This is a genomic window from Bradyrhizobium monzae, assembly GCF_021458635.1.
Taxonomy (GTDB): domain Bacteria; phylum Pseudomonadota; class Alphaproteobacteria; order Rhizobiales; family Xanthobacteraceae; genus Bradyrhizobium.
Window position 1 is genome coordinate 336,376 of record NZ_JAIRDQ010000003.1, and the last position, 24,222, is coordinate 360,597.

Below are 24,222 nucleotides of genomic sequence, written 5' to 3' on the forward strand. Positions count from 1 at the left end.
CCTCAGACGGTCTCAAGCGCCGTCGGCACGAAGTCCGGCGTGTCGGTGGATTGATAGTTGAAGGTCACGTCCTTCCAGACTTCCAGCGCCGCCTTCAGCGGCGTGCAGGTCTCCGCCGCCCTGGCCAGAATCTCCGGGCCTTCGTGGACGTAGTCGCGGCCCTCGTTGCGGGCGAGGATCATCGCTTCCAGCGCCACGCGGTTGGCGATCGCGCCCGCCGCAATGCCCATGGGATGGCCGATGGTTCCACCGCCGAATTGCAGCACGACGTCCTCACCGAGCAGATCGAGCAGCTGGTGCATCTGGCCGGCATGGATGCCGCCGGAGGCAACCGGCATCATCTTGTTCAAGCTCGCCCAGTTCTGGTCGAAGAACAGGCCGTGCTCGAGCTTGGTCGGATTGAAATCCTCGCGGCAGACGTCGTAGTAACCGCGCGTGGTGTTGGGATCGCCTTCGAGCTTGCCGACGACCGTGCCGGCATGAATGTGGTCGACGCCGGCGAGCCGCATCCATTTGGCGATGACGCGGAACGACACGCCGTGGCTCTTCTGTCGCGTATAGGTCGAGTGACCGGCGCGGTGCAGATGCAGGATCATGTCGTTGCGGCGCGCCCATTTCGCCATGGACTGAATCGCGGTGTAGCCGATCACGAGGTCGATCATGACGATGCACGACCCGAGCTCCTTGGCGAACTCCGCGCGCTCGTACATGTCCTCCATCGTGCCCGCGGTGACGTTCAGATACGTGCCCTTGGTCTCGCCGGAGGCCGCCTGCGCACGGTTCACCGCCTCCATGCAATAGAGGAAGCGGTCGCGCCAGTGCATGAAGGGCTGCGAGTTGATGTTCTCGTCGTCCTTGGTGAAGTCGAGCCCGCCCTTCAGCGCCTCGTAGACCACGCGACCGTAGTTGCGGCCCGAAAGTCCGAGCTTCGGTTTGACCGTTGCGCCCAGCAGCGGCCGACCGAACTTGTCGAGCCGCTCGCGCTCGACCACGATGCCGGTCGCCGGGCCCTGGAATGTCTTCACATAGGCGACCGGGAAGCGCATGTCCTCCAGGCGCAGTGCCTTGAGCGGCTTGAAGCCAAAGACATTGCCGATGATCGACGCCGACAGATTGGCGATCGAACCCGGCTCGAACAGGTCGAGATCATAGGCAATGTAGGCGAAATACGAGCCAGGCGTGCCGGGCACCGGATCGACGCGATAGCACTTTGCGCGATACTTTTCGGCCGCGGTCAGGCGATCGGTCCACACCACCGTCCAGGTCGCGGTCGAGGATTCACCGGCCACGGCGGCCGACGCTTCGATCGGGTCGACGCCGTCCTGCGGCGTGACGCGGAACAGCGCGATGACATCGGTGTCCTTCGGTGTGTACTCGGGCTCCCAATAGCCCATGCGCGCGTATTCCATCGTGCCCGATCGATAGCGTTCCTTGCCGCGGACGGTTCCTGCATGTGCATTCATGGCTCTCTCCTGCTCTTCTCTCTCTGCATGATTAGGCTGCGACCGGCTCGCGGGCGCCGATGCGCGGGTCGAGCTCGCCATTGCGGTAACGCCGCGCCATCTCGCTCAAGGGGACGACCTTGATCCTGCTCGCGTGGCCCGCCGTGCCGAACTGCTCGAAACGATCGCGGCAGAGCTCGCGCATCGCATCCATCGCGGGTTTGAGGAATTTGCGCGGATCAAACTCGGAGCGCGCTTGCGTGGCCACTTTTCGGAACACCGCGGTCATCGCGAGACGGCAGTCGGTGTCGATATTGACCTTGCGCACACCGCTTCTGATGCCGCGGACGATCTCCTCGACCGGCACGCCCCAGGTCTGCGGCATCTCGCCGCCGAACTGGTTGAACATGTCTTGCAGTGGCTGCGGCACCGACGAGGAACCGTGCATCACGAGATGCGTGTTCGGCAGCCGGCGGTGGATCTCCTCGACCACCCGCATCGCCAAAATGTCGCCATCCGGCTTGCGGCTGAACTTGTAGGCGCCATGCGAGGTGCCCATCGCAATCGCGAGCGCATCAACCTTGGTGGCGCGAACGAAGTCGACGGCCTGGTCGGGATCGGTCAGCAACTGGTCGTGGCTCACCTTGCCCTCGACCCCATGGCCATCCTCCTGCTCACTACCCCCATGCTCGAGGGAGCCGAGCACACCGAGCTCGCCTTCGACGGAGGCGCCGACCCAATGCGCGAGATCGACGACGCGGCGGGTGATCGCGACGTTATAATCGTAGTCGGCTGCCGTCTTGGCATCGGCCTTGAGTGAGCCGTCCATCATCACGGACGTGAAGCCGTGGGCAATGGCCGACGCACAGGTCGCCTCGTCGTTGCCGTGGTCCTGGTGCATGCAGAGCGGGATGTCCGGATAGGTCCGTTCCAGCGCGTCGATCATGTGCGAAAGCATGAGATCGCCGGCATAGCTGCGGGCACCGCGCGAGGCCTGGATGATGACCGGCGCATCAACCTCGGCCGCCGCCTGCATGATCGCGATGCCCTGCTCCATATTGTTGATGTTGAATGCCGGCACCGCGTAGCCGTGGCTGGCGGCATGATCGAGCAATTGGCGAAGAGTGATACGGGCCACGAAGAATCCTCCTATTATTGCTTGCTAGCGCGGGCGATCGCCCGCCGGGCGGCTTCAGCGACGCTTTGCGGCGTGATGCCGAATTCGCGGTAGAGCACCGGAGCCGGTGCCGAGGCACCGAAGCCGCGCATGCCGACGAACTCGCCCTCAGCGCCGATCCAGCGATGCCAATCGCCGGCGACGGCCGCCTCGATTCCGACGCGCGGCGCGATGCCGAGAACCGCGGCGCGATAATCATCCGGTTGCTCTTCGAACAGGGCGAAGCACGGCGCTGACACGACGGCGGCCCGGACGTGCTCTGTTGCAAGCAGGCGTGACGCTTCCAGCGCGATCGAGACTTCCGAGCCGGTCGCCATCAGCGTCACGTCACGTCCGCCATCGGGCGAGACAATCACATAGGCGCCGCGCGCGACCCGGTTCCTGCCGCGGACATCGCTGCGGAAGGTCGGCAGCGCCTGGCGCGACAGGCACAGCACGGAAGGACGATCCTCGGTTTCGAGCGCGCAATTCCAGGCTTCCAGCGTTTCGACCGCGTCGGCGGGGCGGAACACGAGCAGGTTCGGAATGACGCGGAGCGCGGCGAGATGCTCGACCGGCTGATGCGTCGGACCATCCTCGCCGAGGCCGATGGAGTCATGGGTCATCACGTGGATGACACGCAGCCGCATCAGGGCCGCAAGACGGATCGCCGGCCGGCTGTAGTCGGAGAAGGCGAGGAACGTGCCGCCATAGGGAATGAACCCGCCATGCAGCGCGAGGCCGTTCATCGCGGCGGCCATGCCGTGCTCGCGAATGCCGTAATGAATGTAGTCGCCGGCGAACGAGTCACGCTTAACAGGAGCCTGCACCTTGGCGTGCGTCAGGTTCGAATGCGTCAGGTCCGCAGAGCCGCCGACAAATCCGGGGATCGTTCCCGCGATTCCGTCGAGCACCTGTTGTGAGGCCTGCCGCGTCGCAAGCTTTGGACGCTCGGTGGCAAAGCGCTCGCGCAATTTCGCCGAAGCCTGGGCATAGGCGTTCGGCAGGGCAACCGACTTGCCCTCGACGAACAGGTCGCGCTGCTCGGGCGTCGCGCATTCGTAACGATCGAGCCAGGCCAGGCGATCCACCTGCCCGCGCTGCCCGATCATCCGCCACGCCTTCATGACCGGGATCGGCACGACGAAGGGCTGATAATCCCAGCCCAGTGCCCGCCGTGCTGCCGCGGCCTGCTCGGTGCCGAGCGGCGCGCCATGCGCCTTCTCGGTACCCTGACGATCTGGCGCGCCGTAACCGATGATCGTGCGACAAGCGATCAGGGACGGTTTTGCGCGCTCACGTTCCTCTGCGATCGCCTGGGCGACGGCCTCGGGATCGTGCCCGTCGACGCGGCGCACAGACCAGCCGGATGCAGCGAAGCGCGCCAGCTGGTCATCCGAGGTCGCGAGCGAGGTCGGTCCGTCGATCGAGATGCCGTTGTCGTCGAACAGCACGATCAGGCGGCCGAGCTGGAGGTGACCCGCGAGCGAGATCGCCTCCTGGCTGATGCCTTCCATCAGGCAGCCGTCGCCGGCGATCACATAGGTGAAGTGATCGACGAGGCCGTCGCCATGCCGCGCATTGCCCATACGCTCCGCGAGCGCCATACCCACGGCTGTCGCGATGCCCTGCCCCAGCGGTCCGGTCGTGGTCTCGACGCCCGGCGTGTGGCCATATTCAGGATGCCCCGGCGTCTTCGAGCCCCATTGCCGGAACGCCTTGATGTCGTCGAGGCTGACATCGCCACCGGTCAGATGCAGCAGCGCGTAGAGCAGCATCGAGCCGTGGCCGGCCGAGAGCACGAAGCGGTCGCGGTCCGGCCAACCCGGATGCGCCGAGTCGAATTTGAGGAAGCGCGAGAACAGCACGGTCGCAACATCGGCCATGCCCATCGGCAGGCCGGGATGACCGGACTGCGAGGTCTCGATGGCGTCGACCGCGAGAAAGCGGACCGCGTTGGCGAGATCGCTGTGCGCGACTGCCGTGAGATCGGCATCGGCATGAACCGAGATGTTCATCAGATCCTCCTTTTCACTTCGAGCTGCGCTTGCGCTCGATGAGCTGCATGATGAGCGGCGTCAGGATGAGCTGCATCGCGAGATCGAGCTTTGCACCCGGACACACGATGGAGTTCGCGCGTGACATGAAGCTGTGCGGCAGCATCGAGAGCAGATAGGGGAAGTCGATGCCGCGCGGATTCTTGAAGCGGATCACGACCATCGATTCGTCGGGCGTCGGGATCCAGCGCGCGATGAACGGATTGGACGTGTCGACTGTCGGCACGCGCTGGAAATTGATATCGGTGTCGGTGAACTGCGGGCAGATGTAGTGGATGTAGTCCGGCATCCGCCGCAGGATGGTATCGGTGACGGCTTCGGTCGAATATCCACGCGCGCTGCGGTCGCGGTGCAGCTTCTGGATCCATTCGAGATTGATCACGGGCACGACGCCGATCTTCAGGTCCGCATAGCGCGCGACATTGACCCGGTCGGTGACGACGGCGCCGTGCAGCCCCTCGTAGAACAGCAGGTCGGAATTCTCCGGCAGTTGCTTCCACTCGGTGAAGGTGCCGGGCGCCGTGCCATGCAGCGCTGACTCCTCGGCGTCGTGGACGTAGTGCCGCGTCGTCGCGGAGCCGGTCTCGCCATAGTCGCGAAATGCCCGCTCGAGCTCCTCGAACAGATTTGTGTCCGGGCTGAAATGACTGAAGTGCTTGTTGCCGCGTTCGGCCTCCTGCGCCATGCGCACGCGCATCTCCGCGCGGTCGTAGCGATGGAAGGCATCACCTTCGATATAGACGGCGTTGACCTTCTCCCGGAAGAAGATCTGCTCAAATGTCTTCTTGACCGACGTCGTACCCGCGCCGGAGGAGCCGGTGATGGAGATGATCGGATGCTTCCTGGACATGGGTCACCTCGCTCACAACCGGAAGAAACCGCGCCGCGCGAACAGCGGCGCAGAGACGCTGGCGACCAACAGCGGATCGCAGTGCAGTTCAGCGACACGCCCCACTTCGTTGCTGGAGCCCATGACCAGCGGCACGCGCTGATGCAGGTTTTGCGCTGAGAGATCGAGGATGCGCTCGCGTCCGGTCGAGGCCGAGCCACCGGCCTGCTCGATGATGTAAGCCATCGGGTGTGCCTCGTAGACGAGGCGCAGGCGGCCGTCGCCGTAGCCGGGCCGCGCGTCGGAGGGATAGAGGAACACGCCGCCGCGGGTCAGGATGCGATAGGCCTCCGCGACGAGCGAGCCGATCCAGCGCATGTTGAAATCATGGTTGGCGGGCCCGTCGACGCCGGCGAGACATTCGTCGATGAAGGCGCGCACCGGTGGATCCCAATGGCGGCGATTGGAGACGTTGATGGCGAACTCCTCACACGTCTCGGAGATCTGCACGGCGCTGCGCGCGAGACGGAAGCAGCCGGCCTTGCGGTCGAGGGTGAAGATGTCGACGCCGTCGCCGAGCGTCAGCACCAGCGAGGTCTGGGGACCGTAGGTGACGAAGCCTGCCGCCAATTGCGCCGAGCCGCGCTGATGGAAGGCGAGACCGAGATCGTCCGGCGCGGGCAGAATCGAGAAGATCGTGCCGACGGTCATGTTGAGATCGATGTTGGAGGAGCCGTCGAGCGGATCGATCGCGACGCAGATTTTGGCTTCGCGGTCTCCGATCTGCGGCTCGCGCATCTCCTCCGATGCAAGCGCCGCGATCGGCAGCCGACCGAGGCAGCGGCGCAGGATCGCATCCGCCCGCACGTCGAGGTTGCGCTGGATGTCGCCGTCGCTGTTGCGACCGGTCGTGAGGCCTGAGGCGTCAGCGAGATCACCTGTCGCGATAAGGTCGGCGATCTCGATTGCGGCGGCCGCGATGGCATCGACCGCGGCCGCCACGGCCAGCGCATGCGGCGCCGTCTCGGAATAGCGTTGAAGGTGGTCGTCCAACCTGAGTTGCCCGGTCATCTGCGTCCATCCCCTTGCTGGCGCCGCATCCGGTTCCCTCCCTTTTGGAGGTCGGTGCGGTCTGTCCCAGCAGGATGAGATTGACAGGGGGAGCTTAATAAGGAAAATTTCTATTCATAATGAGCGTCAAAGAATTTTCTTATAATGGATCCGGCCATGCCGCGACCCAGCTCCGGCATCTGACGATCCGGCAGTTGCGCTCGCTTGCGGCGCTTTCCGCCAAGGGCAGCGTCACCGCGGCCTCGACCCAGCTCGGGCTGACCCAGCCGGCCGTGACCCAGCAGCTGCGGCAGCTTCAGGACCTCGCCGGCCTGCCGCTGGTGCAGCGGACCGGCGACGGCATGCTGCTGACGGAAGCCGGCCGGGAGGTTCTGACGCTCGCCGAGCGCGTCGAAGCCGCCATCACCGACTGCCAGGGCGCGCTTGATCTGCTTGCGGGCAGGACCGGCGGCACGGTGCATCTCGGCGCAGTCTCGACCGCGAAATATTTCGTGCCGCACGCGATCGCGGCGTTCTCCAAGCGCTCACCGAAGATCGAGATCAAGCTGACCATCGGCAACCGCGAGGAGATCCGCGAGGCCATGCACGGCTACGAGCTCGATTTCGCCGTGATGGGTCGGCCACCGGCCGACGTCAGCGTCGATGTGCGCCAGCTCGGGCGCAATCCGCACATCATCGTCGCGCGCAAGGGGCACTGGCTGGAGAAGGATTCCGGCCTCAGCCTGACCGATCTCGTGCACGAGACCTTCCTCACCCGCGAGCCCGGCTCGGGCACGCGTACGCTGATGGAGGGGATGTTCCAGAAGTCCGATCTGGAGCCGATCATCGGCATGGAGATGAGCAGCAACGAGACCATCAAGCAGGCGGTGATCGCAGGTCTCGGCATCGCCTTCATCTCGGCGCATACGGTGGCGCATGAGCTCGCCGAGGGCCGCCTGATCGTGCTCGACGTCGCGGGCCTGCCGATCGTCCGGCAATGGTACGTGATCCGCCGCAGCGACAAGGTGCTGCTGCCACCGGCGCAGGCGATGTTTGACTTCCTCGGCTCGGAGGGAGCGAACTATCTTCCCGAAGTGCCAGATTTCGGAGAGCGGTAGCGCCGCCGGCGTTCAGGCCAGGAGCTTCATCGCGACCGTCGCCGCCAGAATGACGATGATCTGGAGCAGGCGCTCCGTCGTGAAGATGCGGTTGAAGGTGGTCATCGCTCGTCCCGGCCGTCGTAGAGATCCGGGCTATTTCCTAACACACACGGCCAGCGGCGTAACTCCGTAGTCGTCACGGGTTCTGGTCGCGCAGCGGATCGTCGGAGCTTGAAATGTTTCGAACGATTCAAATCTGATGTCCCGGAATTGCTGAACGCCCAAACTGTTCATGCACGCAGTGACTTCGCGTGCACGGATGCGTCTTGCCCCGCATCTGGCCGCATCCTTGGGGAATTCGGGCGAGCTTTGAAGTGCAAGGGAGGGCGCGATGAACCGCATCGCAGCCAACGGAGAACTATCGTCTCGTGCTGGCCCGGTTTCCAGTCGCAAGGTCGCTGGCAGCGTGCTGGCGGTACTGACGGCTTCGAGCGCATTCTTCGCCTGTCCACGGGCCTTCGCGCAAGCTGCGCCGGCACCGGGCGCAGTGCTTCCTCCCGTCAATGTCACGGCCCCCGAGGGGCCGCGCCGCTCCAATTCGTCCGCGGCATCGCGCCGGTCGGGCAGCACACGGTCGCGCCGGACGCAAACGGCGCGGCGGCCGGAGACGATTGCCGAGCCAAAACCGTTCGCACAATCGCAGGATGCCCGCACCGGCACGGTCGGCTATTTCGCCAACAGCACCTCCGTTGCCACCAAGTCCAACACGCCGATCATCAACATTCCGCAATCGCTGTCCGTCATCACGCACCAGCAGATCCGCGACCAGAATTACCAGGGCCTGACCGACGTGACGCGCTACGTGCCCAGCGTCGCCGTCCACCAGGGCGAGGGCAATCGCGACGAACTCGTCATCCGCGGCGTCGATTCCAGCGCAAATTTCTTCGTCAACGGCTTTCGCGACGACGTGCAGTATTTCCGTGACATGTACAACGCCCAGAGCATCGAGGTGCTGAAGGGCCCGAGCGCGATCACCTTCGGCCGCGGCGCCGCCGGCGGGCTACTCAACCGCACGCTCAAGGAGGCAGACGGCACCCGGATCTACGAGGCGACCGCACAGACCGGATCGTGGGGCGACCGCCGCGTCACGCTCGATGCCGGGCAAGTCATCAACGAGAATGTCGCGGGCCGGCTGAACGTGTTTTACGAGGGGAGCGATGCGTTCCGCGACTTCAACCATCTCGAACGCTACGGCATCAACCCGACCGTCACGCTGAAGCCCGACGATTTCACCAAGGTCAAGCTCTCCTACGAATATTACCACGACGGCCGCACCGCCGATCGCGGCAATCCCTCGCAGAGCTTTCCCGGCGGCGTCACCCGATTCAATCCAACCACGCCGTTTGCACCGAACGGAAATTTCCAGACCTTCTTCGGCAGCCCGAGCCTCAACACCGCGCAGGCGACGGTGCAGACCGGAATGGCGATCGTCGAGCACGATTTCCAGAACGGATTGACGGTGCGCAACGGCACGATCGCGGCCGACTACCAGAAGTTCTATCAGAACATCTATCCCACCGGGGGCGCACTGGCCGGCGCGGTCAATCCGGCCGACACCGCGGTCAATCTCGGCGCCTATCAGCACACCACCAACCGCGACAACGTCTTCAACCAGACCGACTTCATCTACAAGGGCTGGACCGGCCCGATCGCGCACACCGTGGGCTTCGGCACCGAGTTCGGCCGCCAGGCCGGCGTCGACATCCGCAACACCGGCGTCTTCCCGAACGGCACCAACACCATCGTCCAGAACCCGTTCGCTCCGACCTATTTCGGGCCGGTCAATTTCGTCCACCACTTCACAGCCGTGAATCCCGACGGCGTCGCCACGCCGGACTCCAACAGCAAATACGGGCTGAACATCGAGTCCGGGTACCTGCGCGACACCATCGAATTCTCGCGCGCGCTTCAGCTCATCGTGGGCACGCGGTTCGACCGGTTCGAGATGTCGGCGCTGGACATGAACACCAACATCAACCGCGCCCGCACCGACAATCTGGTCTCGCCGCAGGCTGCCCTGATCGTCAAGCCGATCGAGAGCATGTCGATCTATACCGCCTACAGCATCTCCTATCTGCCCGCCTCCGGCGATCAATTCTCGGCGCTGACCGACGGCACACTGATCCTGCAACCACAGAAATTCGAGAACACCGAGGTCGGGATGAAGTGGAACATCAACCCGAAGCTATTGTTCTCGACGGCGATCTACAATCTCAACCGCACCAACCAGCCGATCGCCGACGGCAACAATCCCGGCTTCTTCTTCCCGTCCGGCGCCACGCTGACGCGGGGCTTCGAGGCGAGCCTGGTCGGCTACGTCACCGACCAATGGCAGTCCTCGCTGGGCTATGCCTATACGGATGCGAAGATCACCAGCCCGACATCGGCGACCGTCGTGGCCGGCAATCGCGTGCAGCTCGTGCCGTACAACCAGTTCGCATGGTGGAACAAGTACCAGTTCACGCCGCTATGGGCGGCGGCGCTCGGCATCATCTATTTCGGCGATTCGTTTGCGTCGTCCGACGACACCGTGAGGCTGCCGAGCTTCGTGCGCTTCGATGCCGGCGTCTACGCCACGATCGATGCGAACTGGCGCGCGCAACTGACGGTCGAGAACATCTTCAACAAGGGGTATTGGGCGTCCGCCGACGGCAACAACAACATCTCACCAGGTCAAGGCCGCACGGTGAGAGTTCAGGCGAGCTACAGGTTCTGAGCCGGTGTCAGAGAACGTCAGCGATTTCGTCGCTGACGTTCGCGTCGGATGGTTAACGCTCAGGCAGCGAGCGGCGTGACGTAGTCGGCGCGCGCAGCGAAATAGGCTTCCAGCTCGGACAGCGCGCGGGCTTCCCACTCGCTGGCCTGCTCCAGGAGCGACCAGCGCTGGCCCGGCCGAAACGCCGCGGTCTGGCGATAGAGCGATGCGATGCCGCGGTAGCGGCGCACGTTCTCGAAAATGGCGTGTCCGTTCATGTCGAAATTCCTCGTCCTTCCTGCGAGGGAATTTGCGGCCAAATCTTTTTCGAAAAGTTAGCGGCGCAATCCAGCTGTGCGGATGGTTGCCGGACTGTTGCGCGCGTGCAACGCACGCTGCGTGCAGGATCTGATTATTGCGAATTCGTTGCCGCGCTCTCGCCCGACGACTTCAGCCCGTCACGGCCGTTGATCGTCATGCTGACACGGCAGAGATCGGCAAGGCCGATCAGGAGCACGGCGAGCAGGCAGAACAGATTGACGGAATCCGCGTTCGCGCTGGACAGCGGCGTGAACTCGAAGAAGGGCGGGATGAACGCCCACCACACCAGCGGAACGGTGAGCACTGCGGCGAACACCGCCGCCGGTGCTCCCGCGACAATGCCGAGCACGAACAGGCTGGGCAGGAACGCCGCGAAATAGAGCCTCGCGCCGAGCGCAACGCAGGCGCCTTGAAGCGCAGCCGACGCCGCGACGACGACAAATCCGAGCAGAAATGCCTGCCACGACCATGGCCGTACTCGCGGTACGCCGACCAGTCCCGCACGCCTCATAGGGCCTCCCCTGCCGCCGTTAACCAGGCCGCTTGCGACCAAAGTACTACAGCTGCAGGGAATTCGCGAGACGGAAATTGCATCAGCAGGCCCATCGTATCCGCGGCTTGGTAAACGGCCGCGGCACACAATTGTACCGCTATTCCGTTGCCGCGTAGATCAGGCTGGCGACCGGCAGCGCAAGGCCAATGGCCGAAGCCAGCATCCAGCCGCCTTGCGCGAATGCCCAGGTGCCGAGCGCGGATCCGGCCGCACCGGCGGCGAAGAACGTCGCCATATAGAGCCCGTTGAGGCGGCTGCGGTGCTCGTGCCCGAGCACGAAGATGGCGCGGAAGCCGAGCACGACATTGCCCTGCACGCCGAAATCGATCGCGATCGCAGCCGCGACGAGGCAGGCGAGATTGAACATCGATCCGGCCGTGCCGACATGCGTCACCAGGAAGCCCAGGGCGACGAACAGCATCGCAGCGATCGTGGCGATGCGGCTATGGCCGCTATCGGCGAGTCGTCCTGCGATCGGCGCCGCGAACACGCCGGACACGCCGGCGAGTGCGAACAGGGCGATGCCGCTCTGGGTGAAGCCGAATTGGCTGGCGAGCTGGAGCGGCACCACAGTCCAGAACAGGGTGAAGGCGCCGAACAGGCCGGCCTGGTAGAGCGCGCGGCGCCGCAAGAGCGGCGTGGTGCGCACCAGATGCGGCATCGACAGCAGCAGTGCGCCGTAATGCATGCGCGCCACCGGCTTGCGCTGTGGCAGCGTGAGTCGCAGCACGATCGCGAGCACGATCATCAACGCAGCCGAGCAGAAGAACACCGCATGCCACGACAGCGCTGCCGTGACGAAGCTCGACACCGGCCGCGCCAGCATGATTCCGAGCATCAATCCGGTCGAGACGTTGCCGACGACGCGGCCGCGAACGGCTTCCGGCGCGAGATGGGCGGCATAGGGAATGATGATCTGCACCGCGACCGAGCCGAGCCCGATGAACAGCGCGGCGATCAGGAACGGCAACGCATGGGTCGCAAACGCGGCCGCCACCAGCGCCGCCGCACCGAGCGCGATGACCGTGCAGATCAGCGTGCGATTCTCGACGAGATCACCGAGCGGTACGATGAACAACAAGCCCGTGCCGTAGCCGATCTGCGTCATGGTCACGATCAGGCCGGCGGCCGCGTGCGACAGGCCGAGCGCGGCGCTGATCGGGGCGATCAGCGGCTGGGCATAATAGATGTTGGCGGCGACCATGCCACAGGCCGCGGCAAGCACGAAGGTCAGTCGCTGCGACACCGCATCCGGCTCGGGTGCGGCGTCGATCGTGGCATTCATCGTCATTCCAAACTCTCCGACACGTCATAGCCTCCATATATCGGGAACGATCATTCCCTAATTCGACAAAAATGATCAGGCAAGCAGCTTCATCGCGACCCCGACCAGGCGCTCGCCGTCGAGTGGCAGGCGCGCCTTGCCGACGACGCGCAGGCCCTGCGTCATGCAGATCATCAGCCGCGCGGTATCATCGGCTTCGACACGATCCGGAATCGAACCGTCTGCCTGCCCTTCGCGAATGAGGCCGGCGATGAAATTCTCATTGGTCTTGAGCTGAGCCGTGACGCGCGCCCGCATCACCGGATCGACAGCCGACAGTTCGACTGCGCTCCCGACCACGATGCAGCCGCGGCGTCCCTCGCTGCCCTGGGAGTGCTCGACATAGGACAGCAGCACCTGGCGCACCCTCTCGCGGCCATTCGCGCCCCGCGCGGCCGCACTGCGGTTCTGTTCCCCGCGCACCGCGACGTAGCGCTCGAAGGCGGCGAGGAACACGGCGTGCTTGTCGCGAAACGCCTTGTAGACGCTGCCCGTGGCAAGCCGCATCGCCGCGGTCAGCTCCCCGATCGAGGTGGCATGATAGCCGCGCTCGCAAAACACCCGAATCGCGCCGTCCAGAGCGGTGTCCATGTCGAACTCCCGGGGGCGGCCGGGCGGCTGGGCAACAGACTGTGATTGGCGGGCGGCTTTTGGCATTTCGGCATAATAGGGAATGATCGTTTCCGAATCAAGACCCCGGTTGTGATTGAGTGGTGCGAGCGCGACGTGAAGCACAGTGCTGTAGGGTGCGAGCGCAGCGACGCAATCCAGAATCCCTCCGCGGCGACAGTCATCAGCACCGCCGAAATCCGAGCGTCGCCATCGCTGTGTGGACGATGTCCGCGATGGCGATGCCCAGCCGACGGCTATTCCGACGCGGTGTCCGGCTACGGACGAGCGTGCGAGCATCAAGAAGGCAGCAAGACCCGGAATGAGGAAGACCGAGAACTGCTGCGATGTAGGTCCAGCAAGGTGTCGAAATAAGTCATTGGCAAGTCCAGATTTGGCTGTTCGAGATCGAGAGCCAGCCAGACCCAGTCATTCACTGCAAGTCCTGAGTGGTCCCTTGCAGGTGGTAGCGTTGATGTCTGGTCCAGTCAGAAGGGATCCCTCTTCGAGCGGTGGCGTCTCCCGCTCGGAACTCCGTCGCCTCGACCTTTTCGGAGCATCTTGCGCGATACGCCGAGCTGCCGGCAGATCTATGGGTTCACGGCCTAACAGACCCTCACTGTCACATAGCTATAACCATTCCATTGTTGCTGGTAACAAGATGAACCGTACGCAGCCGCGGCTCCCAGCGCGGCGCCTGTCGCTACACCAGCTGCCGCAGCGCCCCAACCAGGACGGTAATAGCCACCGCGATAGCCGCCCCGATAATAACGACCGCCTCCGGCCCAACGTGTCCCTCCACCGTGCCAGTGCGCTCCACCGCCGTGGAAGCGCGCACCGCCTCCATGGAAATTCGCACCGCCTCCGTGGAAATGTGCACCGCCTCCGCGCCCACCACGGGCGTCGGCCACGCTAGGAACAGTGGTTGCCGCAGCAGCGACGAAGCTGATCGCTAAGAGAATCTTGGTGGGTCGCATTTACACTCTCCTACAATTCCAACGATGGGTAATTCACGACGATGCTCGATGTTCCCTTGCGATCTAATGCTCGGTTCATGGTGGTAAAGCCCATCGTTAGGCCGATCGCGGGATCGCAGGTCTCGACAGTTAACTTGCGACCTGCGCACTTAGAAACATGATCGGTTGTCGCGACAACGGCCGGGGCGCAAGCTTGCAGGCGAACAGGGCACCTTTTGACTAGGAGCGACAGCGCGGGCGCGCTCAAGCCCGCCGGAGAAGGCCATGCCGGGCGCCGCAAGAGGAGCACGTGATGTATGGCGGAACGGCGACCGGACGCTGTCTAACTGCGGAACTTTCGTTGCCAATCTGCAACGGTTCCCGACGATCTAAGACCGGACAAAAGAAACGCCCATTGCCGCCACGAACCCTGCTCACAACGCCGTGAGACAAGTCAGGGGAACGACGATGCGTGCACAGCGCGTTTGGAACGTGAATGGGGCCGCCAGCATCGGGCAGCTTCAGTCCAGATTGGACGATTTGAACAAGCGACTGAATCAGCTTGAAAGCCAGCATCCCGCGAGCTGGAAGGTCGAAGAGCTGAAATCGAGCGCGCTCAGCCTGTCGCGGGAGATCGACGACATCCGCTGCGCGGAGGCGACGGCGGCGCTGCGGGAATTGCTGCGGAAATAAGTCAGCGGTGGGCGGCGACGATTGCGGGCTTTGAGAGGCCGCATCGAGCTTGATCGCCATGGCCGATTCGGGCGTCATCCAAGGAACCAACGCGCAGCCCCGCCATTTCCATGATGAGCATGGAGCAAAATCATGACCAGGCACCTGACGCGAGCCCATCTCGCCCGCGGTGTGGCCGGCGCGGTTTCCACGCTGGTCCTGTGCGCGACGATGGCCTTCACCATCGCGCACCACTTCGCGCTGTGAGGATATTTTCATGACGTCCGAGCCTGAAGAATCGGTGCGGCTGCAAGGCTACGGCGAGATGACGCTGCGCTCGGCGATTGCGACGGTGATGTTGCTGGCACCGCGCGAGCGCGCGGAGGCGGCGATCTTCCGCGTCCGTGACGGCGTGCGTTTGGCTTCGAGTGAGATCGCCGAGCTCGCGTCGGAATGGGGCATATCGCCGGCAGCTGAAATCAGGTCGCCAAGACTAGTCCCCGATCCGCACTGGTCCGACATCGTCCGCGGCATGGTCCGCGAGGCCCCGCTGCCGTCGCTGATGGTGGCGTTTCTGTTGGGCGTGCTGGTGACGCGCAGATGACGGCGCGCGGTCGCCAAGACACGCTCGCGTGAATGAATCACGCTGTGCTGCGAAACCTGATGAAACCCTTGTTGCTCGCGAAATCGCGATTGGTCGGCAAGGAACGCCTGAACGCAGCAGGGATTGGCCCCCTGTCGAAACCTGACATGGAGACAACCATGACACGTATGAAACTAGTGAGCGCGGCCGCACTGATGGCCGCTATTTTGCCGCTCGCAACTGCAAGCCCCAGCCTCGCGGCGGGACGCGGTCCCGGCGGGTGCACCCCACCGAGCGGAGACGCTGTCGGCGCCGCCGGTCCGGCCATGAACGGCGGCCAGTTGATGGCCGGCGTCGGCCAATGCCGTCGCATCGGAGGTTGGCATCAAACCGACACCTACGGTTATTGGGGGCCCAGCTACGGATATAACGAGCCCGGCTGGGGCGCACCGACCTACGAGCACCAAGAGTACTGACGCCCCGTACTAAAAGCTCCCAACGGCGCGGACGATCTCGACCGCGCCGTTTGCGTTGCATGAACACCGATCAGAGTTAGCTCTTCGCCGCAGACGGTGAGGTCGCTCGCCATGCTCGGTAGGCCCTTTGCCGCCGAGGCGACGCTGCGTGCGTCCAACACAGGGACTGCGGCGGGCGGCGCCGGATTGTGGTTGTTGGTCTGGACCGCTCTGCTGGCCCGACGCGGCGCGGGCGGCTTCTTGTGACGTTGCGGTTCACTGACACTGATCTGGACCGGCGGCAGCTCACGCGCGGTGCCGGCGTCCTGCGCGAAGGCGCTGCCGTCGTCTGCGAGAAGAATGAAGGCGGAGAGTGCCGCCAGCCCACCGCAACGACGGCCAGGCTAGGCCACCTCGGTCGCATTCGCGCCTCGAAGCATATCGCGTGCGTGCGGCCAGCCGCCGGCAAACATGCGGCGGTAGAGCACGATAGAGACCAGCCAGGCGACCACGAACAGCGCGATCACGACGAAGCCGATATTGGCGAGCGACTCGTTGAGGCCGTCGACCAGCGCCCATACACCACCGGACAGGCCGAGCCGGTCGGCGATCAGCCCGAGCGCCTCGATGCCGCCGATCAACAGCGCCACCGCGACGGAGGCCCCGGTGATGGTGAGGTTGTACCAGAGCTTTCGCAGGGGATCGACGAAGGCCCAGCGATAGGCGCTCACCATCAGCGCGGAGTCGGCGGTGTCGACAAGCGCCATGCCGGAGGCGAACAGCGCAGGAAACACCAGCACATGCACGAGCGACACGCCGCGTGCGGCTTCGCTGGTGGAAATGCTGAGCAGCCCGATCTCGGTCGCCGTGTCGAAGCCGAGGCCGAACAGGAGCCCGAGCGGATACATCTGCCAGGGCCTTGTCACCAGCCGGAACATCGGGCCGAGCAGCCGCGCCAGAAATCCGCGCTTGGCGAGCAGCGCGTCGAGGCCTTCAGCGTCGTGGACGCCGCGCTCGCGCACCATGCGGATCGTCCGCCACAGGCCGGCGAAGATCGCGAGATTGATGGCCGCGATCACGAGAAGGAACAGCGCCGACACCGAGGTGCCGATCAGGCCGCCGATCTCCTTCAGCAGACTGTCGCCACCAAAGCTGACGACGCCGAGCGCCAGCAGCATGGTCGCAACCACAACGACAGTGGAATGGCCGAGCGCAAAGTAGAGGCCGACACTTCGCGGCGCACCGCCGGCATGCATCAGCTTGCGCACGACGTTGTCGATCGCGGCAATATGGTCGGCATCGATGGCGTGGCGAAGGCCGAACACCCAGGCCAGCAGCGCCGTCGCCATCACTGTCGGCCGATCGCCGAACAGCGCAAACACGAGAGCCCATGCGGCAACGTTGGCGATAATCAGCCCGCCGAACAGGATCATGATGGTGAGATCGACGCCCTTCAAAGACAACTTCGTCAATGGGGTCATCATGGCACGTGGGTAAGAGGTTTGCTATCAACCATCATACTAGCAAAGAAGAGCTGAGCAAGCGCATCACGGCGATAATTCGTTCGCTAGGTAGTTTCCGACACGAAGCTAAGTAGAAACCCCACTGCTCCTTTTTGAGTCACTGCACCAGCATCTCCAGCGTACGTTCTGTAGCTTGGCGAGGAACCTATGCAGCTGACGCCGAGAGAGCTCGATAAGTTGCTTGTCTACATGATGGCCGACGTCGCACTGAAGCGAAAAGCCAAGGGACTTAGACTCAACTATCCGGAAGCCGTAGCTGTCATTTCCGCGGTCGCTCTGGACGGTGCACGCGCGGGAAAGACGATCGAAGAGGTGACCAGCGAGGCGCGGACGGCCCTCTCCAAAGCCGATGTCATGGATGGCGTAGCCGATCTCGTTCCAATGGTGCAGATCGAAGCGGTATTCACTGATGGCAGTCGGTTGGTGACGGTGCACACGCCGATCCAGTGAAGGACTGTCTAGTGAAAGTTTAGGGGACCAACATGGCTGGACCAAAAGTCGGACCCAATACGCCCGCCAATGTCGATCCAGCGACAGTGGGGGTGCCGATTGGCGGTTACGTATGCTCTTCGGGAGCAATTACGTTCGATGCGGATCGTCCGGTGACAACGCTCAAGGTACGCAACACCGGGGATCGGCCGGTCCAGGTTGGATCGCACTTTCATTTCTTCGAAGCCAATCGAGCGTTGGAATTTGACCGTGCGGCCGCCTTCGGCTTGCATCTGAATATCCCTTCGTCAACGGCAACGCGGTTCGAACCTGGCGACGAGCGGGAAGTTCAACTCGTCCCCTACGGCGGCAAGCGTGCCGTTTATGGCTTCAACAATCTTGTTGATGGTCCCACCGCGGGCTCGGATGCGGCGACGGTCAAGGCCAAAGCAGTAGCATTAGCCAAGAAGCGAGGTTTTCGCTCGCTATAAGCGATGGCGTGAGACGGGGTTTAGGGAGCGGGAGGCATCATGGCTACCATCTCTCGGAAAGAATATGTCGGCCTCTTCGGTCCGACGACGGGTGACCGAGTCCGCTTGGGTGATACCGGCCTTTTCGTCGAAATCGAACGCGATTTGCGCGGCGGCTACGGCGACGAAATCGTCTTCGGCGGTGGCAAGAGCATGCGCGAGGGCATGGGTATGGACAATCAGGTGACGCGGGCGGGCGGGGCTCCCGATCTCGTTATCACCAACGTGACGGTGATCGACGCGGTATTAGGCGTGGTAAAAGCGGACGTGGGTATCAAGGATGGCCGTATTTGTGGGATCGGCAAGGCCGGTAATCCGCAGACAATGGATCGCGTTACGCCCGGCCTGGAGGTCGGTCTGGCCACGGACACCATCTCGGGCTCCCATCTGATCCTGACGGCCGCCGGGATCGACACGCATATTCACTTCATTTCTCCGCAGCAGGCAGAGGCGGCACTCTCGAACGGCACCACCACTTTGATCGGTGGCGGGACGGGACCTTCAGACGGCTCCAATGCGACCACGGTCACATCGGGTCCCGGAAACATACAGATGATGTTGCGCGCGTTCGAAAATTGGCCGCTCAACGTCGGTATTCTCGGCAAGGGACACGGACACGGCAAGGCGGCGCTGGTCGAACAGATCGAGGCGGGTGCGGTCGGCGTGAAATGTCACGAAGACTGGGGCACCACCCCGGCGGTTCTTCGGTCCGCGCTGACCGTCGCGGACGAAACTGACACTCAGGTCTGTATCCATACTGATACGCTCAACGAGTCTGGTTTCGTCGACGACTCGATCGACGCGTTTGAGGGCCGGACCGTTCATTCGTTCCATACCGAAGGATCTGGCGGCGGCCATGCGCCTGATATCATCAAGATAGCCGGCCTGCCCAACGTGCTACCGTCGTCGACCAATCCGACGCTCCCTTACGGCATCAATTCGCAGGCGGAGCTCTACGACATGATCATGGTGTGTCACCATCTCAGCCCGGACATCCCCTCGGATGTGGCATTCACCGAAAGCCGCATCCGCGCGGAAACGATCGCGGCGGAAAACGTTCTCCAGGATCTCGGCGTCATCTCGATGTTTTCGAGCGATTCACAGGCCATGGGACGCATCGGGGAATGCTGGCTGCGTTGCATTCAGACCGCTGACGCCATGAAAACCGGGCGCGGCAAATTGCCCGAGGATGCGCCAGGCAACGATAATTTTCGAGTGCTGCGCTATGTCGCGAAGATCACAATCAATCCAGCGATCACGCACGGTATTGCCGATATGCTGGGTTCAGTCGAGGTCGGCAAGATTGCCGACCTCGTCCTGTGGGAGCCGGCATTCTTCGGCGCTAAGCCAAAGATCGTGATCAAGAACGGCTTCATAAGCTGGGCGGTAATGGGCGACCCAAACGCGTCGCTGCCGACGCCGCAGCCTACTTACTATCGACCCATGTTCGGTGCCTACGGTGACGCATTAGCCGCCAACTGCATCACGTTCGTCTCCGGCGCCGCGCATGCTGCCGGGATCAAGGAGCGGCTCGGGCTCCGCCGGCAGGTGATGCCGGTAAGAAACGTGCGAAAGATCGGAAAGCGCGACATGGTTCGAAATGCCGGGACGCCGAAAATCGAAGTGAGCGCGGAAACTTTTGCCGTGACCGTCGACGGCAAGCACGCGACCGTCCCCCCTTTGAAGACGGTCTCGCTGAACCAGAAGTATTTCTTCAGCTAGGAGAGCGTCGTGATCCTCATTGAAGCAATTCTGGGCAATATCAGCGACACCGAATGGGCCGGGCGGCTGTCTACGGCGGATATAGACCTGATCGAGATCGACCAGTGGGAGGCTCAGAAGAGCCGCTTCCGCAAGATGACGGTAAAGGGTGCAGAGGTTGCAGTCTCTATCGACCGCGGCACCCATATCCGCGATGGAGACGTTCTGCTTTGGAATGCTCAGGCACACGCGGCACTGGTCGCGCGCATCGAGCTGCGTGACGTGATGATCGTGAATCTGGACGATCTGACGAAACTCCGGCCCGAAATTGCGATGCGCACATGCGTTGAGCTGGGCCACGCGATGGGCAATCAGCATTGGCCGGCCTTGGTCAAGGACAACCTGGTTTATGTCCCGCTGACGGTCGATCGCAAGGTGATGGCGTCTGTCATGAATACCCACCGTTTTGAAGGAATCCGCTACGAATTCGTGCCGGGTCGAGAGGTCGTTCCCTATCTCGCTCCGCATGAATCACGTCGGCTCTTCGGCGGCGCGGAAGGACCGGTGCATTCGCACACGCATGAGAACTATGCCGATGTTGAGGCAGAGACGGGACGCGTGCACGGACATCCGCCGACCCAAATCCACGCCCCTCATAGAGCCGACGCTCACGGGCAATCATCGCCAGCAACGGCCGGTTCAGCGCGTGACCATCGCGGATGAAGGGGGCGAAGCGTCGAGAAGCGCCGCATTTCTCTCGCGGATGCTGCAGTTTGGTGACTCGATGTTCCCCATTGGTGCATTCTCGTTTTCTTCCGGCCTGGAATCCGCCGTTCAGAAAGGGGTCGTCACCAACGTGGCCACCCTTCGAGCGTTCGCGCGCACCGCGGTAGAGCAGGCCGCGCGCGGCGACGGTATCGCACTGATCGCAGCGCATCGCGCGGCGACTGCCGGCGACGTCGGTACCCTCACCCGAATCGATGCCCAGGTCTACGCGCGCAAGCTTTCTGACGAAACGCGGACGATGTCGATTCGCATGGGCAAGAAGTTCACCGAGATGGGCGTAGAGATGGTGGGAGCACCGCTGCTCTACACGTGGCGGGAGCGCATTGAATCGTCAGCGACGCCAGGTTGCTATCCCATCGCACTGGCGATCAGTTTCGCCGTGCAGAATCTCCCTGCCTGCCAGGCGTTTGTCGTGCATCAGTACGGCGTTGCCACGACGATCCTCGGCGCGGCCCTACGGCTGATGAAGGTGAGCCACATCGAGACGCAGAAGATTCTCTACGAACTGACGGGACAAACGGAAGAGATGTACGCGACCGCAGCGGCGGCGCGGCTTTCGGATATGGCGGCCTTTGCTCCGTTGACGGAAATCCTGGCCGCTGTCCACACAAGAGCGCATGTCCGCCTATTCATGAACTGACGTTGAATGGAGCTTCGAAATGTCGAAGAGTATCACGCGCATCGGCATCGGCGGTCCGGTCGGGTCCGGCAAGACCGCAATCGTGGAAGCCATCACGCCGCGTCTGCTTGATCTCGGCATCAAGGTCCTCATCATCACGAACGACGTGGTCACGACCGAAGACGCCAAGCATGTCCAGCGCACGCTCAAGGGCGTTCTGCTTCAGGAGCGCATTCTCGGAGTGGAGACGGGTGCCTGCCCTCATACGGCGGTGCGCGAAGATCCAAGCATGAACCTCGCCGCGGTCGAGGATATGGAACGGCGCTTTCCTGATAGCGACGTCGTGCTGATCGAAAGCGGAGGCGATAATCTGACGCTGACCTTCTCGCCAGCGCTGGTGGACTACTTCATCTATGTGATTGACGTGGCCGCGGGCGACAAGATCCCTCGCAAGAACGGACCCGGGATCACGTATTCCGACATCCTGGTCATCAACAAGACCGATCTTGCGCCCCACGTTGGGGCCAGCCTTGACGTGATGAAGCGAGATTCGCAGATGATGCGCGGTCTCAAGCCGTTTCTGTTCACGAACTGCAAGACGGGGGAAGGAATTCCAGAGCTGGTCGCGCTGATCGAGCGGGAATTCCTGTTCGATATTGATCGGCGGCTGCGGCGGCCAGCATGATACCCGCGGCCTTTCCTCCCTGGACCCGAGCTGAAACGCTTGGCGCTTCGATGCCGGAATTCGCACGGTTTCAGGATGAACCGCTGCAGATGAGGAGCGGCACTGTCGGCAAGACGGGTTTCCTGCGTCTAGGCCTCGAGCACCGTTGTGGTCAAACGATCTTAGCGAAGCTGGAACGTCGCTCGCCGTATATGGTGCAGCGCGCACTCCATTGCGACGAAGCAATGCCTGGTTTGGCCTACGTGTTCCTGATTACCACTACAGGCTGCGTGCTGCAGGGAGACAGGCTCGCCCTCGACATCACCCTGGGTCCACACGCGCAGGCGCACCTGACCTCGCAATCGGCAACCAAGATTCATGCGATGGACGCCAACTATGCGGCTCAAAGCCAGTCCATCACGCTTGCGGATCACGCTTACCTCGAGTTTCTTCCCGACCCCGTGATTCCGCATCGACACTCACGGTTTCTCAGCGACACACAGATCACCATTGCTCCGTCAGCCACTCTTCTCCTTTCTGAAATCGTTCAACCGGGTCGCAAGCACCATCATCCGGATGAGCGCTTCGGAGCAACGGTGTTGTCGATATCAAATTCTGCCGTGCGGCCCGATGGTCGTGTCTTGTTCGCAGAGAAGCTAGTCATCGAACCGCAGCGATACGCGATGCGGCAGACCGGTGTGATGGACTCCTTTGATGTTTTCGCCAACGTGATCCTGTGCGCACCGAAGGATAAGGCCGAACGCATCCATGAGCGTGCAGGGGCCGAGGTCAAGCTAACCGAAGGTCTCGCGTTTGGCGCTTGCCGACTGCCTAATGATGCCGGCCTGATCTTCAAGGTGCTAGGCCGCGAGACCGCGCAGGTGAAGGCCAAAGTCCGCGAGTTCTGGGGGATAGTACGCAAGGAGGTCGTCGGCCACCCGCTACCGCCACCCTATCTGTGGCGCTAGCGGGCACGGCAGTGCCAACGGTCAATCGCCGACGCTGGGTGTCGACACGTTCGAGGAGGCTGCAATGGAAAAGATCTTGGCAAAGTGGGAAAACCACGCCGCATCGTCAACCGTGTTGCGGTTCTGGGACATCAATTTGCGCAGCATCGGCCAAGTTATGTTTCAGAATAACCCGCTGAGCGGGATTCTATTTCTGGCGGCGATCGCTTGGGGCTCATACGCGGCCGGGGTCCCCCAGGTGGCAATTGCCGGCGTCCTCGCGGTCGTCGTGGCAAACTTGACGGCGCAATGGCTTCACGTCGATACCGAGTCGCTCCATTCAGGGCTCTATGGCTTCAACGGCATCCTCGTCGGACTTGCCTTGGCGACGTTCTTGTCCCCTGGAGCGCTGCTTTGGGTGTACGTAGTACTCGGAGCGGCCATATCCGTCGTCGTGATGCTTGCCACTACCAACGTCGTCAAGCCGTGGGGCGGAGCTCTCACGTTTCCGTTCGTGCTCACAACTTGGCTTTTCTTGTTGGCCACATATGGATTTTCCGGCCTCACGGGGACTGCACTGCCGTCGGGCAACGTTGTTACCGCGTTCCAACCCTACCAAGCAAGCCCGCTCCAGCTGGTTGACCTTGTCAAGGGAGTGCTTCTGAGCATCTCGCAAGTATTTCTGAAAGCCAATGGTATCGCGGCCCTACTCCTGCTCGCAGGGCTCGCGGTGAGCTCGCCCGCCGCCGCCGCCTTTGCTGTCGGAGGTTCGATATTGGCTGTGCTGACAGCCCATCTCTTCGGCGCTGAGAGCGAGCTGATCTCCGGCGGTCTTCTCGGATTCAGTCCGATCCTGACAGCGGTCGCACTTGGTACCGTCTTCTATCAACCGAGCTGGCGCGTCGTGGTCTACACGGCGCTTGCCACGTTGTTCACCGTGATCACCCAGTCAGCCCTGAACGTTGCGTTGACACCGTTCGCGATCCCGGCCCTTACGTCACCTTTCGTGTTGGTGACGTGGATGTTTCTGCTGCCGCGGCAATGCCTGCTGCCAGCTGTTGCCCGTGAAATCGAAAAGCCGGTCGCCGGAGCGTGATCTGGCGCTGCAATTTGGTGAGTTCTCAGTTGCCGTTGCGACACTGAGCGAGAGCGCGACAGCTC

At 62.9% G+C, this 24,222-nt stretch carries 23 protein-coding genes; 13 read left to right on the forward strand and 10 right to left on the reverse strand.

The genetic code is table 11. The annotated features are described in order from the left end of the window. Positions 1–2: 2 nt before the first annotated feature. Genes K3F49_RS15125 through K3F49_RS15145 form a run of 5 tightly spaced genes read right to left on the reverse strand, consistent with a single transcriptional unit; the run spans position 3 to position 6,555 of the window. Positions 3–1,463, reverse strand: a complete 1,461-nt coding sequence (locus tag K3F49_RS15125) for a form I ribulose bisphosphate carboxylase large subunit (protein ID WP_234681735.1) — start codon at positions 1,461–1,463, stop codon at positions 3–5. Positions 1,464–1,494: 31 nt separating this feature from the next. After that, the gene (gene fba, locus K3F49_RS15130; RefSeq protein WP_234681736.1) at positions 1,495–2,580 is read right to left on the reverse strand and encodes a class II fructose-bisphosphate aldolase; all 1,086 of its coding nucleotides are present in this window, start codon (positions 2,578–2,580) and stop codon (positions 1,495–1,497) included. Positions 2,581–2,594: 14 nt separating this feature from the next. Then, positions 2,595–4,616, reverse strand: coding sequence for a transketolase (tkt, locus tag K3F49_RS15135; RefSeq protein ID WP_234681737.1), 2,022 nt, complete (start codon positions 4,614–4,616; stop codon positions 2,595–2,597). A gap of 13 nt (positions 4,617–4,629) precedes the next feature. After that, complete coding sequence (locus K3F49_RS15140) at positions 4,630–5,505, reverse strand: phosphoribulokinase (protein WP_234681738.1); 876 nt, start codon at positions 5,503–5,505, stop codon at positions 4,630–4,632. Positions 5,506–5,517: 12 nt separating this feature from the next. Continuing rightward, entirely contained in the window at positions 5,518–6,555 is a 1,038-nt protein-coding gene (locus tag K3F49_RS15145) for a class 1 fructose-bisphosphatase (protein WP_234681739.1), read from the reverse strand. A gap of 119 nt (positions 6,556–6,674) precedes the next feature. Between K3F49_RS15145 and K3F49_RS15150 the strand changes: the two genes are divergently transcribed. Together K3F49_RS15150 and K3F49_RS15155 are read left to right on the forward strand one after the other, a co-directional pair. Next, complete coding sequence (locus tag K3F49_RS15150) at positions 6,675–7,652, forward strand: LysR family transcriptional regulator (protein WP_234681740.1); 978 nt, start codon at positions 6,675–6,677, stop codon at positions 7,650–7,652. Positions 7,653–8,025: 373 nt separating this feature from the next. Continuing rightward, positions 8,026–10,410, forward strand: a complete 2,385-nt coding sequence (locus K3F49_RS15155) for a TonB-dependent receptor (protein WP_234681741.1) — start codon at positions 8,026–8,028, stop codon at positions 10,408–10,410. Positions 10,411–10,469: 59 nt separating this feature from the next. Here K3F49_RS15155 and K3F49_RS15160 read toward each other — a convergent pair whose 3' ends face one another. From K3F49_RS15160 to K3F49_RS15175, 4 genes are all read right to left on the reverse strand, one after another. Beyond that, positions 10,470–10,667, reverse strand: coding sequence for a hypothetical protein (locus K3F49_RS15160; protein ID WP_234681742.1), 198 nt, complete (start codon positions 10,665–10,667; stop codon positions 10,470–10,472). 134 nt (positions 10,668–10,801) lie between these two features. Further along, positions 10,802–11,221, reverse strand: coding sequence for a DUF4118 domain-containing protein (locus tag K3F49_RS15165; RefSeq protein ID WP_234681743.1), 420 nt, complete (start codon positions 11,219–11,221; stop codon positions 10,802–10,804). A gap of 139 nt (positions 11,222–11,360) precedes the next feature. Beyond that, a complete protein-coding gene (locus K3F49_RS15170) occupies positions 11,361–12,554 on the reverse strand; it encodes an MFS transporter (RefSeq protein WP_234681744.1) in 1,194 nt (397 codons plus the stop codon). A 69-nt stretch (positions 12,555–12,623) separates the two neighbouring features. Then, positions 12,624–13,178: a TetR/AcrR family transcriptional regulator gene (locus tag K3F49_RS15175; protein WP_234681745.1), complete on the reverse strand. Its 555-nt coding sequence runs from the start codon at positions 13,176–13,178 to the stop codon at positions 12,624–12,626. Positions 13,179–14,692: 1,514 nt separating this feature from the next. Here K3F49_RS15175 and K3F49_RS15180 point away from each other — a divergent pair. The 3 genes from K3F49_RS15180 (at position 14,693) to K3F49_RS15190 (ending at position 15,883) form a co-directional block, all read left to right on the forward strand. After that, the gene (locus K3F49_RS15180; RefSeq protein WP_234681746.1) at positions 14,693–14,845 is read left to right on the forward strand and encodes a hypothetical protein; all 153 of its coding nucleotides are present in this window, start codon (positions 14,693–14,695) and stop codon (positions 14,843–14,845) included. A 256-nt stretch (positions 14,846–15,101) separates the two neighbouring features. Then, positions 15,102–15,428 carry a hypothetical protein gene (locus K3F49_RS15185; protein WP_234681747.1) on the forward strand — a complete coding sequence of 109 codons (327 nt, stop codon included), beginning with the start codon at positions 15,102–15,104 and terminating at the stop codon, positions 15,426–15,428. A gap of 158 nt (positions 15,429–15,586) precedes the next feature. Further along, positions 15,587–15,883 (forward strand): hypothetical protein, encoded by a 297-nt coding sequence (locus tag K3F49_RS15190; RefSeq protein WP_234681748.1) that lies wholly within the window; start codon positions 15,587–15,589, stop codon positions 15,881–15,883. Positions 15,884–16,266: 383 nt separating this feature from the next. Here K3F49_RS15190 and K3F49_RS15195 read toward each other — a convergent pair whose 3' ends face one another. Then, positions 16,267–17,343, reverse strand: a complete 1,077-nt coding sequence (locus K3F49_RS15195) for a HoxN/HupN/NixA family nickel/cobalt transporter (protein WP_234681749.1) — start codon at positions 17,341–17,343, stop codon at positions 16,267–16,269. A gap of 189 nt (positions 17,344–17,532) precedes the next feature. On the opposite strand from K3F49_RS15195, the gene K3F49_RS15200 reads away from it, so the two are divergent. The 8 genes from K3F49_RS15200 to yut all read left to right on the forward strand — a co-directional run bounded on the left by K3F49_RS15200 (position 17,533) and on the right by yut (position 24,157). Then, entirely contained in the window at positions 17,533–17,835 is a 303-nt protein-coding gene (locus K3F49_RS15200) for an urease subunit gamma (protein ID WP_234681750.1), read from the forward strand. Between the two features lie 32 nt (positions 17,836–17,867). Next, positions 17,868–18,305 (forward strand): urease subunit beta, encoded by a 438-nt coding sequence (locus K3F49_RS15205; protein WP_234681751.1) that lies wholly within the window; start codon positions 17,868–17,870, stop codon positions 18,303–18,305. Between the two features lie 39 nt (positions 18,306–18,344). Further along, entirely contained in the window at positions 18,345–20,066 is a 1,722-nt protein-coding gene (locus tag K3F49_RS15210; RefSeq protein WP_234681752.1) for an urease subunit alpha, read from the forward strand. 9 nt (positions 20,067–20,075) lie between these two features. Further along, positions 20,076–20,768 carry an urease accessory protein UreE gene (gene ureE, locus K3F49_RS15215; protein ID WP_234681753.1) on the forward strand — a complete coding sequence of 231 codons (693 nt, stop codon included), beginning with the start codon at positions 20,076–20,078 and terminating at the stop codon, positions 20,766–20,768. Positions 20,769–20,808: 40 nt separating this feature from the next. Then, entirely contained in the window at positions 20,809–21,471 is a 663-nt protein-coding gene (locus tag K3F49_RS15220) for an urease accessory protein UreF (protein ID WP_249794796.1), read from the forward strand. A gap of 19 nt (positions 21,472–21,490) precedes the next feature. Further along, a complete protein-coding gene (gene ureG, locus K3F49_RS15225) occupies positions 21,491–22,135 on the forward strand; it encodes an urease accessory protein UreG (protein WP_234681755.1) in 645 nt (214 codons plus the stop codon). Positions 22,136–22,185: 50 nt separating this feature from the next. After that, positions 22,186–23,082 (forward strand): urease accessory protein UreD, encoded by an 897-nt coding sequence (locus K3F49_RS15230; RefSeq protein ID WP_234681756.1) that lies wholly within the window; start codon positions 22,186–22,188, stop codon positions 23,080–23,082. Positions 23,083–23,146: 64 nt separating this feature from the next. Then, positions 23,147–24,157, forward strand: coding sequence for an urea transporter (gene yut / locus K3F49_RS15235; RefSeq protein WP_234681757.1), 1,011 nt, complete (start codon positions 23,147–23,149; stop codon positions 24,155–24,157). The last annotated feature ends 65 nt before the right edge of the window (positions 24,158–24,222 follow it).